Annotated in this window: 14 protein-coding genes; 6 read left to right on the plus strand and 8 right to left on the minus strand. The window is 60.3% G+C overall.

The features are described from left to right. Positions 1–50: 50 nt before the first annotated feature. Positions 51–3,524: an indolepyruvate ferredoxin oxidoreductase family protein gene (locus tag JJQ51_RS05075; protein WP_152095985.1), complete on the minus strand. Its 3,474-nt coding sequence runs from the start codon at positions 3,522–3,524 to the stop codon at positions 51–53. Positions 3,525–3,828: 304 nt separating this feature from the next. Between JJQ51_RS05075 and JJQ51_RS05080 the strand changes: the two genes are divergently transcribed. Next, complete coding sequence (locus JJQ51_RS05080; RefSeq protein WP_113353966.1) at positions 3,829–4,488, plus strand: glutathione S-transferase family protein; 660 nt, start codon at positions 3,829–3,831, stop codon at positions 4,486–4,488. Positions 4,489–4,490: 2 nt separating this feature from the next. Here the strand turns inward: JJQ51_RS05080 and JJQ51_RS05085 are convergent, their stop codons facing one another. Continuing rightward, positions 4,491–5,387, minus strand: a complete 897-nt coding sequence (locus JJQ51_RS05085) for a LysR substrate-binding domain-containing protein (RefSeq protein ID WP_113353965.1) — start codon at positions 5,385–5,387, stop codon at positions 4,491–4,493. Positions 5,388–5,537: 150 nt separating this feature from the next. Between JJQ51_RS05085 and JJQ51_RS05090 the strand changes: the two genes are divergently transcribed. Together JJQ51_RS05090 and JJQ51_RS05095 are read left to right on the plus strand one after the other, a co-directional pair. Continuing rightward, the gene (locus tag JJQ51_RS05090) at positions 5,538–5,723 is read left to right on the plus strand and encodes a hypothetical protein (protein ID WP_113353964.1); all 186 of its coding nucleotides are present in this window, start codon (positions 5,538–5,540) and stop codon (positions 5,721–5,723) included. Between the two features lie 28 nt (positions 5,724–5,751). Then, positions 5,752–6,108, plus strand: a complete 357-nt coding sequence (locus JJQ51_RS05095) for an MmcQ/YjbR family DNA-binding protein (RefSeq protein ID WP_112724047.1) — start codon at positions 5,752–5,754, stop codon at positions 6,106–6,108. A 4-nt stretch (positions 6,109–6,112) separates the two neighbouring features. On the opposite strand, the gene JJQ51_RS05100 is transcribed toward JJQ51_RS05095, so the two are convergent. Beyond that, complete coding sequence (locus tag JJQ51_RS05100; RefSeq protein ID WP_113353963.1) at positions 6,113–6,733, minus strand: glutathione S-transferase family protein; 621 nt, start codon at positions 6,731–6,733, stop codon at positions 6,113–6,115. A gap of 153 nt (positions 6,734–6,886) precedes the next feature. Then, on the minus strand, positions 6,887–7,243 hold the full coding sequence (locus tag JJQ51_RS05105) for an ADP-ribose pyrophosphatase (protein ID WP_015339137.1): 357 nt from the start codon (positions 7,241–7,243) through the stop codon (positions 6,887–6,889). A 126-nt stretch (positions 7,244–7,369) separates the two neighbouring features. Between JJQ51_RS05105 and JJQ51_RS05110 the strand changes: the two genes are divergently transcribed. Both JJQ51_RS05110 and JJQ51_RS05115 read left to right on the plus strand, forming a co-directional pair. Further along, entirely contained in the window at positions 7,370–8,125 is a 756-nt protein-coding gene (locus JJQ51_RS05110; RefSeq protein ID WP_113353962.1) for a DeoR/GlpR family DNA-binding transcription regulator, read from the plus strand. An 80-nt stretch (positions 8,126–8,205) separates the two neighbouring features. Further along, positions 8,206–8,694, plus strand: a complete 489-nt coding sequence (locus JJQ51_RS05115) for a DUF2127 domain-containing protein (protein ID WP_269244395.1) — start codon at positions 8,206–8,208, stop codon at positions 8,692–8,694. Positions 8,695–8,707: 13 nt separating this feature from the next. Here JJQ51_RS05115 and JJQ51_RS05120 read toward each other — a convergent pair whose 3' ends face one another. Together JJQ51_RS05120 and JJQ51_RS05125 are read right to left on the minus strand one after the other, a co-directional pair. After that, a complete protein-coding gene (locus tag JJQ51_RS05120; RefSeq protein ID WP_113353960.1) occupies positions 8,708–9,715 on the minus strand; it encodes an asparaginase in 1,008 nt (335 codons plus the stop codon). A gap of 99 nt (positions 9,716–9,814) precedes the next feature. Then, positions 9,815–10,441 carry a helix-turn-helix transcriptional regulator gene (locus JJQ51_RS05125; protein WP_113353959.1) on the minus strand — a complete coding sequence of 209 codons (627 nt, stop codon included), beginning with the start codon at positions 10,439–10,441 and terminating at the stop codon, positions 9,815–9,817. 101 nt (positions 10,442–10,542) lie between these two features. Between JJQ51_RS05125 and JJQ51_RS05130 the strand changes: the two genes are divergently transcribed. Beyond that, the gene (locus JJQ51_RS05130; RefSeq protein WP_113353958.1) at positions 10,543–11,967 is read left to right on the plus strand and encodes an MFS transporter; all 1,425 of its coding nucleotides are present in this window, start codon (positions 10,543–10,545) and stop codon (positions 11,965–11,967) included. On the opposite strand, the gene JJQ51_RS05135 is transcribed toward JJQ51_RS05130, so the two are convergent. Together JJQ51_RS05135 and JJQ51_RS05140 are read right to left on the minus strand one after the other, a co-directional pair. Next, the gene (locus JJQ51_RS05135) at positions 11,948–12,946 is read right to left on the minus strand and encodes an NAD(P)H-quinone oxidoreductase (protein ID WP_113353957.1); all 999 of its coding nucleotides are present in this window, start codon (positions 12,944–12,946) and stop codon (positions 11,948–11,950) included. The genes JJQ51_RS05130 and JJQ51_RS05135 overlap by 20 nt on opposite strands. A gap of 79 nt (positions 12,947–13,025) precedes the next feature. Then, a complete protein-coding gene (locus tag JJQ51_RS05140) occupies positions 13,026–14,831 on the minus strand; it encodes a GGDEF domain-containing protein (RefSeq protein ID WP_113353956.1) in 1,806 nt (601 codons plus the stop codon). Positions 14,832–14,921: the final 90 nt, after the last annotated feature.

Here is a 14,921-nt window from a genome sequence, read left to right on the forward strand (position 1 = left end):
TCTTTGAACGTATGTCTCGTTATGCCTGCTTCAAGTTTCCGCCGCCGGCGTCATGCCGCATCTGCGGGTACATGCTGCGCCTCCCGCGGCATCTCATAGGCTTTCAGTCTGTCCGCTATCCTCACCATGATCTTCCGGCGAGCCTCCTCCTTGACCGGGCCGAAGCCTCTTATCTCATCAAACAGCGAGAGAATGGCAAGGGCTTCTGTCTCGTTGTCGTGGCGCAGACTGGAAAGCACACGCCCGGCGATCTCTTCGTATTCGGCAATCAGGCGGCGTTCCATTTGCCGCTCCGCCATATAGCCGAAGGGATCGAAAGCGGTGCCTCGTAGCCGTTTCATTGGTGCAAGCATCCGCAGCAGCGGCAGGATCCAGGCGCCGAACTCGCGCTTCCTTGGTCGGCCGTTCGGATCCTTGCCGCCGAGGACGGGTGGGGCAAGATTGAGGGCCAGCTTGAAATCTCCCTCCATCTCCTCACGCAATTGCGCTTCGAAAGCAGGATCGGTGAGTAGCCGGGCAACCTCATATTCATCCTTGTAGGCCAGGACCCGCGCATAAGTGACGGCGACGGCAAAGGGCACCTTGTCCGAAAGCCGCTCTTTCGTCGCCAGAGCATTGGCGTGGGCGACGAAAGCACCATAGCGCTCGGCAAGGGCCGCATCCTGATAGGCGGTCAGATGCGCCTTGCGATGCCTGATGAGATCATCGAGACTCATGTCAGCCAGCGTCTTGCCGACATCGGGCGCGACCATCAGGGCATGCACGGCCTGCGGATCATGCGCGAGAAGCCGGCCCCAATGAAACGCGAAGAGGCTCGCCTTGACGGCGACGCCGTTGAGCTCGATCGCCTTTTCGATCGCCTCCAACGACAACGGCAGCAGACCGCGCTGCCAGGCAAAGCCGGTCAGCAGGATATTGGTTGAGATCGCATCGCCGGTGACCTCGGTCGCGACATGACCGAAATCGAGGAAGACGGACTTATCGCTGACGGTCTTTGCAATTGTATGCTGGATCGAACCGGTCCTGAAGTCGAAATCGCGGTTGCGAACGAAATCGGCAACCGGCATGAGCCCGGTGTTGACGATGGCGGTCGTACGCGTCGTTGAGCAGAGCGTGACCGCATCCTTGGAGGCCCCAACCACTTCGTCCGCCGACAACAGCAAGTCCGCGCCGCCATTGACGATGCGCGAGGAGGTGACGTCTGCCTGGTTGAGACCGATGCGCAGATGGCTCATGACGGCGCCGCCCTTCTGGGCGAGGCCTGCCATGTCAAGGATCATCGGCACCTTGCCATCCAGATGCGCGGCCATGCCAAGGATGGCCCCGATGGTCAGGATGCCCGTGCCGCCGACGCCGGCTATCGCGATGTTCCAGGGACGATCGGCGATGGCAGGGATTTCCGGCATCGGCACGTCGATGTCGGCGTGGCCCAGTGCCTTCCGCTTGCGGCGCTTGCCGCCATGAACCGTGACGAAGGACGGACAAAAGCCTTTGACGCAGGAGAAATCCTTGTTGCAGCTCGATTGGTTGATCTGGCGCTTGCGGCCGAATTCCGTTTCCAGCGGCTCGACGGAGATGCAGTTCGACTGTACCGAGCAATCACCGCATCCCTCGCAGACAGCCTTGTTGATGAAGACGCGCTTGGCCGGATCTTCCATCAGGCCGCGGCTGCGGCGACGGCGCTTCTCGGCGGCGCAGGTCTGGACATAGACGATCGCCGAGCATCCTTCGGTCTCGCGCAGCGTCAGCATCACCTGATCGATATGGTCGCGATGCAGCACCTTGACGCCGGGCGCCAGCTCCGAAGCGCGATAGGCATCGGGATTGTCCGACAGCAGATAGATCGGCCGGACACCCTCGTCATGCAACTGCTTGGTCACCAGTTGCGGCGTCAGATGGCCGTCGATCTGCTGCCCGCCGGTCATCGCTACGGCATCGTTGTAGAGCAGCTTGTAGGTGACGTTGACCTTGGCGGCGACGGACTGGCGGACGGCAAGAATGCCGGAGTGGAAATAGGTGCCGTCACCGAGATTGACGAACATATGCTTTTCGTCGGTGTAACGCGCAATCGCCGTCCACGGCACGCCTTCACCGCCCATCTGGGTGAAGGTCTCGGTGTTGCGGTCCATCCAGGTGGCCATGTAATGGCAGCCGATGCCGGCGATGGCGCGGCTGCCTTCGGGAACGCGGGTGGACGTATTGTGCGGACAGCCCGAGCAGAAGAACGGCGTACGGTTCAGTGGCGCCACATGGCTGCGGCTGATCTGGCCGCGCTCGGCAAGATAGGCAAGCTTGGCGGCAATGCGATCATGCAGGCCCTGATCGAGATCGAGCTTGACGATGCGCCCGGCGATGGCTCTCGCAACCGCGCCGACGGTCAGCGCCGAAGACAGGCTGAGATAGGGTTTGTCATGCTCGTCGAACTTGCCGACGATGCGCGGGCGCACATCGGCTCGCCAGTTGAAGAGCTGCTGCTTGATCTGGTTTTCGATGATTTCGCGACGCTCCTCGACGACAAGAACTTCGTCCAGCCCTTCCGAGAAATGGCGCACGGCCTCCGGCTCCAACGGCCAGGGCATGCGCACCTTCAAGATACGCAGGCCGATATCGGCCATTTCCCGCGGGCCGATCTCCAGCTCGCGCAACGCCTGCAGCACATCCTCATAGGCCTTGCCGGAGGAGATTATGCCGAAGCGGGCATTGGGAACATCATGCGTGATTTCGTCGACGCGATTGGCGCGGGCGAAAGCGATGGCCGCATAGGCCTTGTAATTCTGCAGGCGATCGTCCTGCACCAGCGGCGGATCGGGCCAGCGCAAGTTGAGGCCGCCGGGAGGCAGCTCGAAATCCGTCGGCAAGACGAACTGCCGCTTTTCTCCCGATAGATCGACGGCCGCCGTCGTCTCGACCGTATCGGCAATGAATTTCATGCCGACCCAGCAGCCGGAATAACGCGACATGGCGATGCCGAGCAGGCCGTATTCGAGGAATTCGTGGATCGAAGAAGGATAGATGACCGGCATGACCGCCGACATGAATTCATGGTCGGTCTGGTGCGGAATGGTCGAGGATTTGGCGGAATGATCGTCGCCGGCAAAACAGAGGACCCCACCATGCCTGGAGGTGCCGGCAGCATTGCCGTGCTTCAGCACGTCACCGGAGCGGTCAACGCCGGGGCCTTTGCCGTACCAGATGCCGAGCACGCCGTCCTTGCGGGCGCCGGGAGAAAGGCCGACCTGCTGCGAGCCCCAGACCGCCGTGGCTGCGAGGTCTTCATTGATTCCGGGCTGGAAGGTGACGTCATGCGCGTCGAGGTAAGTCCGGGCCTTCAGAAGCTGCTGGTCGTAGCCGCCGAGGGGCGAGCCGCGATAGCCTGAAATGAACGTTGCCGTATTGAGTCCTGCGGCGCGATCACGCCGCATCTGCGTCATGGGCAGCCGCACCAGCGCCTGCAGGCCGGTCATGAAAACGCGGCCATCCTCAGCGGTATATTTGTCGTCTAGCGAAACGCCGGTAGCAAGCATCTGCTCTCCTCCCGAGATCGCAGTTACCGATTGCCCATGTACCTTTCACCGGATGCCTCCTACCGCATCCGACGAAAGCTATAACCGAACGGTAACATGCAGCGACGCTAATTTCTGAACGAAGGCTAGGCCTCGGCAGCATGATTTGCAAAGATTTAGACGGGCTGGCGGATATTTTCGTGCTTGCTCGGCGCTGGCCATCCGCCATCCATCACGAGCTTTCATCGCAGATATCAGCGGCAGGGTCTTTTACTCGCCCAAGCTGCCCAATAAGGTCGCGCCGACTCGAATCTGGGAGACCCATATGCTGACGATCTACGGTGTCTATCGCTCGCGCGCCTCGCGCAATTACTGGATGGCGGAGGAGCTCGGCATTGAGTTCAAATCCGTGCCTGTCATCCAGGCCAGCCGGCTTGCCAATCCGCTCGCTGCCGACGCGCCAATCAACACGATGTCGCCGGAGTTTCTGGCGGTCAATCCGATGGGCATGATCCCCTGCATCAAGGATGGCGATCTCGCGATGCATGAGTCGCTCGCCATCAACCTCTATCTCGCGCGCAAATATGGCGGCCCGCTGGCCGGCAAGACGGTAGAGGAAGAAGGACTAATGTCTATGTGGACGATGTGGGCGGCGACGGAAGTCGAACCCTATAGCGTCGCGCTCGTGCGCATCTATGACAATGCGCAGGAAAATAGCGATGCCGGCAAGGCCGGGATCGCAGTCGCCTGCCGCTCGCTGAAGAAACCGCTCGACGTGCTCGAAAAGCACCTGCAAAACCAGGACTATCTCGTCGGCAATCGCTTTACCGCCGCCGACCTCAACCTGGCCGAAGTGCTGCGCTATGCCCAAACCGAGCAGGACTTGTTCGACGCTCGCCCGAAGATGAAGGCCTGGATCGAGCGCTGCCAGGCGCGCGATGCCTACAAAGCCATGCAGGCGACCCGCGGCAAGGAGCCGGTCTGACATTATTGGAAGAGACGCATGCTCTCTTCCATTTCCTCACGGATCCAGGCCTTGAAGGCGGTGACCTTCTTCGGCTCCCGCACGCCTTCGGCGGTGACGAAATAATGGCCGAAACCGGTTTTGGCGCGGATGCCGAAGGGATCAACGAGGCATTTCTGCTGGAGGGCATAGGCCGCCAGCGTCTGCCAGGCGAGCATCACCCCTTGTCCCGCTATAGCCGCATCCAGACAGAGCGACGCATCGTTGAAGATGTGACGCTCTTCCATGCAATGGCCCGGGAGCCCGGCCTCGCGCAGCCACACCTCCCAGCCGAACATCGCATGTCCGTCGATGACGGCGGGGACTTTCAGTATATCGGCAGGCTCCCGAAGCGTTGCGGCAATCTGCGGCGTAACGACCGGGAACACCTCCTGGGCCAGCAGCAGCTCGGCCTTGACGCCGGGCCATTGCCCATTGCCGACCCGAATGCCAATATCGACATCAGACGTCGCCGGGTTGATCAGCCGTGTCGTGGCATCGATGCGCAGGCGGATATCCGGATGGCGGCCGGCGAAGCGGTCCAGCCGATAGACTAGCCAGCGGGCCGCAAAAACCGGTGCCACCGAAATGGTGAGGATATTCTCATCCTTGTGCTGCACAAGCGCAATTGCCGCCGAAAGCGCCTGAAATCCCTCGCCCAACCTTGCCAGCACCGCCAGTCCCGATGCCGTCACCGTCATCCCCTTAGGCGTCCGCTCGAACAGCGGCCGACCGAGTTGCGCCTCGGCCTTGATGACCTGCTGGCTGACCGCACCGGCCGTCACGCCGAGTTCATCGGCCGCTGCCTGCAGCGAACCGAGGCGCCCGACCGCCTCCAGCGCGCGCAAGCCATTCAAATGAACGTTGTTGAGGTTTCTCATTATAGAATATCTATATCAGCATCCCCGCATTCTCAATTGCATCGAGCGCATATTCGCGCGATTATTGCACCATGAAATTGAAGACCGTCGCCGCTCGCTCGGCTGATGCCCTCATGGTTGCATCGATGCGAGCATCCAAGGAGGCATGCCATGTCGATCTTGAAGCTTTTCTTCAATCATCTTCTCGAAGAGGATCGCAAATCGGACAGCGATCCGTTGCAGCACCCCATGCTTGCGGCCATGTCGCTGGAAGAATTGGCCGATCTGCCGCTGATGCCGGAAAACCTGGGGCGGCCTATGGACAAGCGGACCATTCAGCCGGAAGAATGCGCATAAGAGAGTTAATCATAGCAGTCAAACGCGCATGACATCGAACCTAGGCATGGACGCCATAGCAGAACGATTGCAGCGGTTGGTGGCGCAAGCCAGGCTGCTCGAGGTCGAGCCTGGCCTTCATTATGGACTGCCGGCCTTCAAAGTCGGCGGCAAGGCGTTTGTGACCGTCAAGAACAACGAGACCATCGTGCTGTCGCTGCCCGTCGACCGCAAGGAACAGCTGATGGAAATGGCGCCGGAGATCTATTTCCAGACGGATCACTACGTCGGCTGGCCATCACTACCGCTGCGCATCGCCGCGATCGGCGACGAGGAACTGGAGCTGCGCTTAGTCGAGGCGTGGCGATACCGCGCCCCGAAAAAACTTCTGGCAATGTTCGGCTGATCGATCAGCCCTCTTCGACGGCAAGCGCCTTCTGAACGGCCGGGCGCTCGAGCATACGCTGATAATGCGCGCTGACCTTGGGGAACTGCTTGATATCGACATTGTCTCCCGGCAGCCACTTCTCCATGGTGAAGAGATAGCCGTCTGCGACGGTATATTGCTCGCCCATCACCCAGGGACCCTTCAGCATCTTATCCTCGATCAAGGCGAAGCTTTCGGTCATGGTCTGCGGCACCTTGGCCTTCATTGTCTCGATGGCGGCGGCATCGTCGGTCCAGCGGTGGCCGCGTCCCTTGTGCGAATGGTTCACATGAACGGTGGAGACGATGTAACTGTTGAAGGATTGCATCTGCGCGAATTCGAAGGGGTCGTCGAGCGGTGCCAGCTTGGCGGCCGGTGCGATCTGGGCGAGATAGGCCATGATCGCGATATTCTCGGTGAGGACGCCGCGCTCAGTCACTAGGGCCGGAACGCGACCTTTCGGATTGATGGCCAGATAATCCGGCTGGCGCTGATCGCCGTTGGCGAGGTTGAGGCGTCGGGGCTCGTAGGCAAGGCCGGATTCTTCCAGGGCGATGAGACTGGCGAGCGCGCAGCTTCCGGGCGCATAATAGAATGTCAGCATGTTCCGTTCCTCAATTGAATTCTGCAAGGAAGCTAAAACGAACCCGGCCGATACGGAAGTGGCTGATGCTGATGGGCGCCACAAAAGGTTTTGATCGATTAAGCCGATATCCCCATCCCCGTTGGCTGGCTCAATGGGGATGGGCGGTTGATCTCAGGCGCAGCCTGGCACGTCTTCCAGCCTGTACCAGACGGGAATGCCGCGCTCGCGGGCAATGCGGACATCATTATCGGCGCCCTTGGAATCACCCGGCAACCTGAGAACACCCTCGCAAAGCTGCAGCAGGCGGCCGGCTGTCGGGTGGAAGATCTCTTCATAGAGATCGTCGCCGATGCTCTTGCCGCCGGCGGCATGCCAGACCGGCAGGGCGACCCATTCGCCGATCATGGGGAGATGACCTGCCTTGAACAGGGCATAGGACGGCTCCTCAAGGCGCTTGAGGTTTTCGGCCATCTTCTTCGGATCATCGCCGGTGCCGGAGCGATAGGGCCCCGCAATCAGGATCAACATGTCATGCCTCCATTCTGAATACCTGCTTCCTGCAGGAATTTGCCCGAATATGCGCATATTTTCTTGAATGTCGAATCGATTCTGATAAATTCATGACTATTCGTGATATATCGTGCAGAGATCAACATGCTGACCAGCCAGCGCAAAGCCCTCATCCTCGACAGATTGCGCCGGGACGGCCAAGTGATCGCCAAGGTTCTGGCCGACGAACTCGATCTGTCCGAAGACACGATCCGCCGGGATCTGCGGGAGATGGCAACGGAGAAGCTGCTGAAGCGCGTGCATGGCGGCGCATTGCCGCTGTCACCGGAGCTGCCCGATTTCACCGCGCGGCAGGCAGTCTCCTCCGACGAGAAACGCCGGCTTGGTGCCTATGCAGCCAAGATGATCCAACCGGGCCAGACCGTATTTCTGGACGGCGGCACCACCAATGCCGAGATCGCCCGGCAACTTCCGAAAGACCTTCCCGTCACCATCGTTACCCACAGCCCGACGATTGCTGGTGAGCTGGAGCATCATGCCCTGGTGGAGGTGATCCTGATCGGCGGCAAGCTCTACAAGCATTCGATGGTGGCGACGGGTGCTGCCGCCATGACGGCCATCGCATCGATAAGGGCCGACATCTTCTTTCTGGGCGTCACCGCCATTCATCCCGCCCGCGGCTTTTCGACCGGCGATTTCGAGGAAGCGGCCATCAAGCGGCATATCGCGCAGTGTTCGGCCGAAACCTATGTGCTGGCGACAGCCGAAAAGCTCGACGCCGCCTCTCCATACCAGATCCTTCCATTGACAGGCGTCTCCGGCATGATCGTGCCGTCCAATATTCCGGAGGAGAACCTGACCCCCTATCGCGATATGGATGTGCCGATCTTCCTGGCCTGACCGACAGCCGGAGATCGGCATGCCTTGTCGCCGCCGCCGATCAAGCTTACCTGAATAAGCCCCAGAGGTTGTGATCGCCCATGAACGAACGACGCATTCATCAGCTCTTCGAAATCAGCGTCCTATTGAAGGGCACGCATGCCCTGATCGAATGCCTCGGCGGCCTTGTGCTGGCGCTCGTCAGCACCGAGTCGATCCTTCGGCTGGCTAACCGGATCACACAGCCCGAGCTGCTCAACGACCCGCATGATTTTATCGCGACCCATCTGCTCACATGGGCACAAGATTTTTCGGTCGGTACCAAGAATTTCTATGCCTATTACCTCTTGAGCCATGGGCTGGTGAAGGTGCTGCTGGTCATCGGCCTGCTCCGGGGCAAGATGTGGGCCTATCCGGCCTCGCTTGCCGCCCTGGGGCTTTTCATCGTCTATCAGCTTTACCGCTTCACCGACACGCATGGTATCGGGCTCATCGTCCTCACTATCTTCGACCTCGTGGTCATGGTTCTCATCTGGCAGGAATACAAGGTCGTCCGGCACCACGTACCGGCTCAGAAAACGAGCGGCTGAGGCGACGAGTAACTTATGCCCTCAACGCCTCTGCTGGCCTGATATCGCCGACATGGATACCGTTCCAGTTCTTGAAGGATCGCTCAGCCATTGCCATCAGGCCGGCGTGAACAGCGCCATCCTTCTCGAAGAAGCGGGCCAATGTTGCGGCCACCATGACTTCGGCGGCACGGCTGTTGCCATCGTCGCATTTGAGCGCGATAGCAAGGCCCTGCTCGGGGATCGCCGCGCAAAATACACCCTCGGCGCCGGTCTTGGCGAAGATGCGTCCGGGGGCAATCTGCATCAGCTTAGTGCAGGCGCGGTCGGTGCCGGCAACGTAGAAGGGTTCGGCCATGCATGCCTCGAACAGCCGGCGTGACGCCTTGGCGCGCAGCGGCCCCAGGCCTGCGCCCGTCGCCATCCTGGCGAAGCCATGGGCCAGTCCCTTCAGCGGAACCGCATAGGTCGGGATCGAGCAGCCATCCGTGCCGCAATTGTCGTGCGTGAGAATGGCGCCGGTCAGGCTCTGCATCGTATCACGGACCTGCTGCTGCAGCGGATGGTCATAGCCGACATAGCCCTTGGGATCGATGTCCTGATGACAGCAAGCGCAGACGAAGCCGGCATGCTTGCCAGAGCAATTGTTATGCAGCGCCGTCGGCGTCTCAATGGTGCGGGCCTGATGGATTGTTGTTTTCAGGTTGGAGGACCAGTGCGCGCCGCATTCGAGCGTGCCGACATCGCGGCCGGCGCGAGCCAGCATCGCGGCGGCGAGTGCAACATGCTCGTCCTCGCCATTGTGGGAGGAACAGGCGAGCGCCAATTCCTTGTTGCCGAAGCCATAGGCTTCTGCCGCACCGCTTTCGACCAATGGCAACGCCTGCATCGCCTTGCAGGCGGAGCGCGGAAAGACGCCGCTTTCGATATCACCGAGCGAGAAGACCAACTTGCCATCGCCATCGACCGCAACGATGGAACCGCGATGGCGGCCCTCAACCAGAGAGCCACGGGTGACTTCGACGCAAACAGGATTGGACATGGGGGACGCAGCCTTTGATTTGCTTGACGGCCAGTGGTAGCCGCTGCCCCCTGAATTGCCAATCGCCGATATTAGCGAGCAGCATCAAAAAGCAATCTCTCAGGCTGCGTCACGGATCCTGTAGGCGCAACGCCGAGCGCCGAGCAGGATATGCTCCTCCCGTTCGACATCAGCGCCGAGCACCATACGGAAAGTCTCCAGCTCGGATCGACAGAAGCCGGCACAGGCAGATGCGGCGGCGCAGATGGGACAATGGTTCTCCACCAGCACCAACGAACCGTCATCGTCCTGCCAGTGATCGGCCATATAGCCTTCCTGCGTGCGGATGGCAGCAAGGCTCGCGACTCGTGAGGGCAGATCGGCCGTCAAATCGATTTCGCTGCGATAGCGCCGAAGCGTCTCCGTTTCGCGTGCCGAGATGACAGCATCGACGGCCCCCTGCCCCAGCTGGCTGGCCATGGTGGCAAGCAGGGTGGCGGTCAGATCTGCATGGCCATCGGGAAACTGCCGATTGCCGGCCGCCGTCAGATGCCAGAACTGGCGCGGTCTGCCTCTGCCGGCGGAAGCTTCCGCTACAGGCTCGACCAACCCTTCCTCCGCCATCTTCGTCAGCTGCTGACGGGCTGCTTCCGACGATATGCCGAGCGCATCGCCGACAGCCGCTGCCAGCTGCGGCCCGTCGGTTTTCAACAGGATCAGAATTCGATTGGCAGGTGACTGACGCATTTTTCCAAGTTTTCTCTTGTTTTAATCCGACAAGGATGTAATTTTCCAAATTATAACTTGGAAAATAATCAACCGCTAGGGAAAATACCGAGGATTGCCCGATGTCCAGCATCGAAACCACAGCTCACCTCAAATCAGCCTCCATCTTCACGCTGTTCTCGCCAAGACTTCTGCCTGCGACACTGATGCTGGGCGGAGGCGTCACGCTTTATGCCGTCGAATCCTACATCACCGCCACGATTGCGCCCTCGATCGTCCGCGATATCGGCGGCCTCGAATTGTTCTCGTGGATGACGACGCTTTTCGTCGCCGCAGGCGTGCTCGGCTCGATCACGGTTGCGACCCGGCCGAAAGGAATAGGCTTGCGTGCCGTCTATGTTGCAGCGGCGCTCACCTTCGGCGTCGGCAGCCTAGCTTGCGCCATCGCGCCGACCATGCCCGTGCTGCTGATCGGTCGCGCCGTTCAGGGATACGGCTCCGGCATGCTGTCCGGCCTCGCCTATGCCTTCATTCGTTTCATCTATCCGGAACCCCTGTGGCGCAGGGCCTCTACGCTCTACGCTGCCATCTGGGGTGTAGCGACCGTACTCGGGCCGACGCTCGGCGGCCTCTTCGCCGCAGGGAGCGCCTGGCGAGAGGCCTTTCTCATCCTCGTCCCGGTGGCTGTCCTCATGACGCTCTCGGGGCGCTGGCTGCTGCCCGATGTCGCGGACGATCGGATCGACACCAGAACGCCGCTGATCCAGATCATACTTCTGCTTGCCGCAGTTCTATTCGTGAGCATTGCCGGCACGATCGAACATGGATCCTACAAGATGGTGCTGATCGCAGCTTCGATCGTGCTTATTGCAACGATGGTGCTGATCGAGCGCAAGAGCGAAGTGCGCCTCCTGCCCTATGGCGCCGTCATGCTCAGCAACCCCATCGCGCGGCTCTATTTGACGATATTCACGATGATGCTGGTGCTGACGAGCGACATCTATATCCCCTACTTCCTGCAGACGCTCCATGGCGTAACGCCACTGGTCTCAGGCTATCTCGTGGCGCTGGTAGCGCTCGGCTGGACCATCGCGGCCTTCTTCAGCAACTCTTTCTCGGGTCGGCCAGCGGCCATCGCCATCGTCAGTGGCTGCATTCTGGAAACGGCCGCAACCGCATCGCTGATCCCGTTCCTGGCAACGAATACGCCCTTCGACACCATCGTCAGGTTCGCGCCGGCCGTGATCGCCATGTTCCTGATGGGATTCGGCGTCGGTCTCGGCTGGGCGCATCTTGTAACCAGGATCATTGGCATCGCCCGCAGGACCGAACAAGACAAGGCCTCGGCGGCGATCTCGATGACACAGTCGCTGGGCGGCGCATTCGGTGCCGCGCTCGCCGGCGTCATCGTCAATGGAGCGGGCCTGACCCATCCGGGTGGCATTGCCGGCGGCCTCTCTGCCGCAACATGGCTCTATGCGCTGATGGCCATACCCGGCCTTATCGCCGTCGTCCTGTCACTGACGATCAAGCCAGCTGCAGCATGATCTTACCGATGTGATCGCTGGTTTCCATCAATCGATGTGCCTCGACCACATCGTCGAAAGAGAAGGTCCGATAGATAACGGGGGCAACCGTGCCCTCGTCCAGCAGCGGCCAGACTTGGGACAGCAGGTCGTCGCGGATGGCCCGCTTTTCCTCAGCCGTGCGCGGGCGCATGGTCGAACCGGTCACGGTCAGCCGCTTGACCATGATCGGCGCAAGGTTTGCCCTATCCGCCACCGCGCCGCCAAGGAAAGCAATGATGGAAAGGCAGCCATCGCGGGCAAGCGAAGCGAGGTTCTTTTCCAGATAGGCGGCGCCGATCATGTCGAGGATGATATCGACGCCATGTTCCGTCTCGGCCTTGATGACCTCGGCGAAATCCTCTTCTTTATAATTGATCGCCCGCTTGGCGCCGAGCTTCTCGCAAGCCTCGCATTTTTCTTTCGATCCGGCGGTCGCATAAACGGTCGCGCCGAAAGCGCGGGCAAGCTGGATCGCCGTCGTGCCGATGCCGCTGGAGCCGCCGTGGATCAGCACGCTTTCGCCTTCGGTGAGGCCCGCCATCTGGAAGAGATTGGCCCAGACCGTGAAGAACGTCTCAGGCAATGCCGCTGCGCGCACCGCATCATAGCCGTTCGGAAATCGGAGCGCCTGGCCGGCGGGCAGGATGCAATATTCGGCATAGCCACCGCCATTGGCGAGGCCGCAAACCTTGTTGCCGATCGAAAACTCCGTCACGGCGGGCGCGACATCGACCACTTCGCCCGATATTTCGAGACCGAGGATCGGACTTGCCTCCTTCGGTGGGGGATAGGTGCCCTGCCGTTGCGCCACATCCGGCCGATTGACGCCGGCGGCCTCGACGCGGACCAGGATCTCGCCCGGCTGCAAGACCGGCAGAGGCTTTCGGGCGATGGTCATGACCTCTGGTCCGCCAAAGGACGGCAAATCCACGAAACGCATTTCAGACGGCAAGGGCATGGCGCTATCTCCTCTCCCAGCAAAGCAGTGGAGATAGTTTAGCGCAAAGCGCTTGAAAAGGACCGAGTGCCGGAGGGCGTCAATTCGTCTCGGCCAAGCCGAGGAATGCCACGCCCATGGCGCTTTCCTTTGCCTTCGCCTTGATACCCGCAATGGAGGTGCTGACCCGGCTGATATTGTCGATCACCAGCCCCTCCGGCAGTTGCAGGATGCCGATCGAGCAGCGCATCAGCGGGAACTCTGTCTCGGCGCCACTGCGGTCGTGGCCGCGAATGCGGCCCGCGACACGATCCTCCACCGAATAGAGCTCGCGGACGTCGGCGTGGAAATCGGCAAGCAGCCGGTCCAGAACCTCGCGAAGCTCCTGCATATTCCAGCCGGTGACACCGATGAAGAAATCGTCGCCGCCGACATGACCGAGGAAATGGCGCTCCGCAAAGAAATAGCGGCGCATCAATGCAGCGAACAGCGAGATGGCATGGTCGCCGAGATGGAAGCCATAGGCATCGTTGAACGGCTTGAAATTATCGAAGTCGCAATAGCAGAAATGCCTGATTTCATCGCCATCGCGGCCGGCGTTCTGCATGAAATCATGGATCGCCCTGTTGCCGGGAAGGCCAGTCAGCGGGTTCTGGTCCTGGGCGATCTTCAGCTGCTTTTCGTTGATGACCTTGATGAGGGAGGCAGCGGAGACGATGCCGGCATAATGTGTGCCTTCGGTGACGATCAGGCAATCGCTGCTTTCCATGTTGGCGAAGATCGTCATCAGCGTGTCGGCATCGGAATCGAGCCCGACGATCGGCGCCATTTCGACGAAATGCGAGATCGACCGTTTATAGACCTTGTTCTTCAACAGGTCGCGGCCGAAAGGCTGATAGATATATTCCTTCAGCTGGTACTCGTGGATGATCCCGCGCGGCTCGTCATTGGCATTGACGACCGGGAAATAGGCCCGGCGCGGATTGCGGCGAAAGAGCTCGAAGACACTGTCGATGCTGTCGCTTTCGCGGATGGTCGGCAGCACTTCGATCTGCTTGCGGATGAGGATTTCATCAAGCGACTGGCTGTTGCGCGCCGTCTTGCCGAGATCCTGCAGATGCGGAAAGCTCTGCTTCAGCTCGTTGACCAGGACCGTCGGACGGGCAATGAACCAGCCCTGGACGAGGTCGACGCCGAATTCGCGGCAGGTCACGAACTCCGCCTCAGTCTCGATGCCCTCGGCGATCACGCGCGTCCCGAGAACATGGGCGATATTGACGAGGTTCCTCAGGATATGGCGCTTGCGGGCGCTGCGGTCGATATCGACGATGAAATGCCGGTCGATCTTGAGATAGTCGACCGGATAATCGGACAGCAACTTCATCTCGCCACGGCCGACGCCGAAATCATCGATCGCGAGCTTGAAGCCGGCATTGCGCATCTTGGCAACCAGCGCCGAAAACTCCGGCACGATGGTATTGTCGAAACGTTCGGAGAATTCGAAGCAGACGGAGGACGGCGCGATGCCGGCCTTTCTCATGTGCTGCAGCAGGCTGTCGACCAAGGCCGTGCCCTGCGCAATCAGCCGGACATCCAGATTGAGGAAAAGTGTCGTGGTGGCGATATTGGGCAGGGTGGCAAACTTCGCCAGCGCGCGGCTCGTGACCATTTGCTCCAGCCCGAGAAGCTGACCGGTGCGCTCGGCCTCATCGAGAATGTCAACCGGGCTGTCGAAACCGATGCGTTCCTGGCCGCGCATCAGGGACTCATAGCCGAAAACGGCACCCGTACCGGCCTCCACGATCGGCTGGAATGCATTTTCGATGACGAGTTTGGCGAGAGTGACGATCTGGTCGCTGGCATATCGGCGCAATACGCCCGGTTCGACTGCGGCAGTCAGGGACATGCCCATCTCCACTTGCGGATTCTAATCTAATTTATTTAAGTAAAACTTTGGATTTACCGCGTTTTCGACCCAAGATTGCGCCATAAAGCG

This window comes from Rhizobium sp. AG207R (genome assembly GCF_027109195.1).
Lineage (GTDB): Bacteria > Pseudomonadota > Alphaproteobacteria > Rhizobiales > Rhizobiaceae > Rhizobium > Rhizobium dioscoreae.

What these genes read in the sequence shown, in the direction of transcription:
- JJQ51_RS05140 (WP_113353956.1), bottom strand. Translation starts at nt 14,831, where the DNA reads ATGTCCCTGACTGCCGCAGTCGAACCGGGCGTATTGCGCCGATATGCC.
- JJQ51_RS05085 (WP_113353965.1), bottom strand. Translation starts at nt 5,387, where the DNA reads ATGAGAAACCTCAACAACGTTCATTTGAATGGCTTGCGCGCGCTGGAG.
- JJQ51_RS05105 (WP_015339137.1), bottom strand. Translation starts at nt 7,243, where the DNA reads ATGTTGATCCTGATTGCGGGGCCCTATCGCTCCGGCACCGGCGATGAT.
- JJQ51_RS05130 (WP_113353958.1), top strand. Translation starts at nt 10,543, where the DNA reads ATGTCCAGCATCGAAACCACAGCTCACCTCAAATCAGCCTCCATCTTC.
- JJQ51_RS05080 (WP_113353966.1), top strand. Translation starts at nt 3,829, where the DNA reads ATGCTGACGATCTACGGTGTCTATCGCTCGCGCGCCTCGCGCAATTAC.
- JJQ51_RS05110 (WP_113353962.1), top strand. Translation starts at nt 7,370, where the DNA reads ATGCTGACCAGCCAGCGCAAAGCCCTCATCCTCGACAGATTGCGCCGG.
- JJQ51_RS05075 (WP_152095985.1), bottom strand. Translation starts at nt 3,524, where the DNA reads ATGCTTGCTACCGGCGTTTCGCTAGACGACAAATATACCGCTGAGGAT.
- JJQ51_RS05125 (WP_113353959.1), bottom strand. Translation starts at nt 10,441, where the DNA reads ATGCGTCAGTCACCTGCCAATCGAATTCTGATCCTGTTGAAAACCGAC.
- JJQ51_RS05090 (WP_113353964.1), top strand. Translation starts at nt 5,538, where the DNA reads ATGTCGATCTTGAAGCTTTTCTTCAATCATCTTCTCGAAGAGGATCGC.
- JJQ51_RS05115 (WP_269244395.1), top strand. Translation starts at nt 8,206, where the DNA reads ATGAACGAACGACGCATTCATCAGCTCTTCGAAATCAGCGTCCTATTG.
- JJQ51_RS05135 (WP_113353957.1), bottom strand. Translation starts at nt 12,946, where the DNA reads ATGCCCTTGCCGTCTGAAATGCGTTTCGTGGATTTGCCGTCCTTTGGC.
- JJQ51_RS05100 (WP_113353963.1), bottom strand. Translation starts at nt 6,733, where the DNA reads ATGCTGACATTCTATTATGCGCCCGGAAGCTGCGCGCTCGCCAGTCTC.
- JJQ51_RS05120 (WP_113353960.1), bottom strand. Translation starts at nt 9,715, where the DNA reads ATGTCCAATCCTGTTTGCGTCGAAGTCACCCGTGGCTCTCTGGTTGAG.
- JJQ51_RS05095 (WP_112724047.1), top strand. Translation starts at nt 5,752, where the DNA reads ATGACATCGAACCTAGGCATGGACGCCATAGCAGAACGATTGCAGCGG.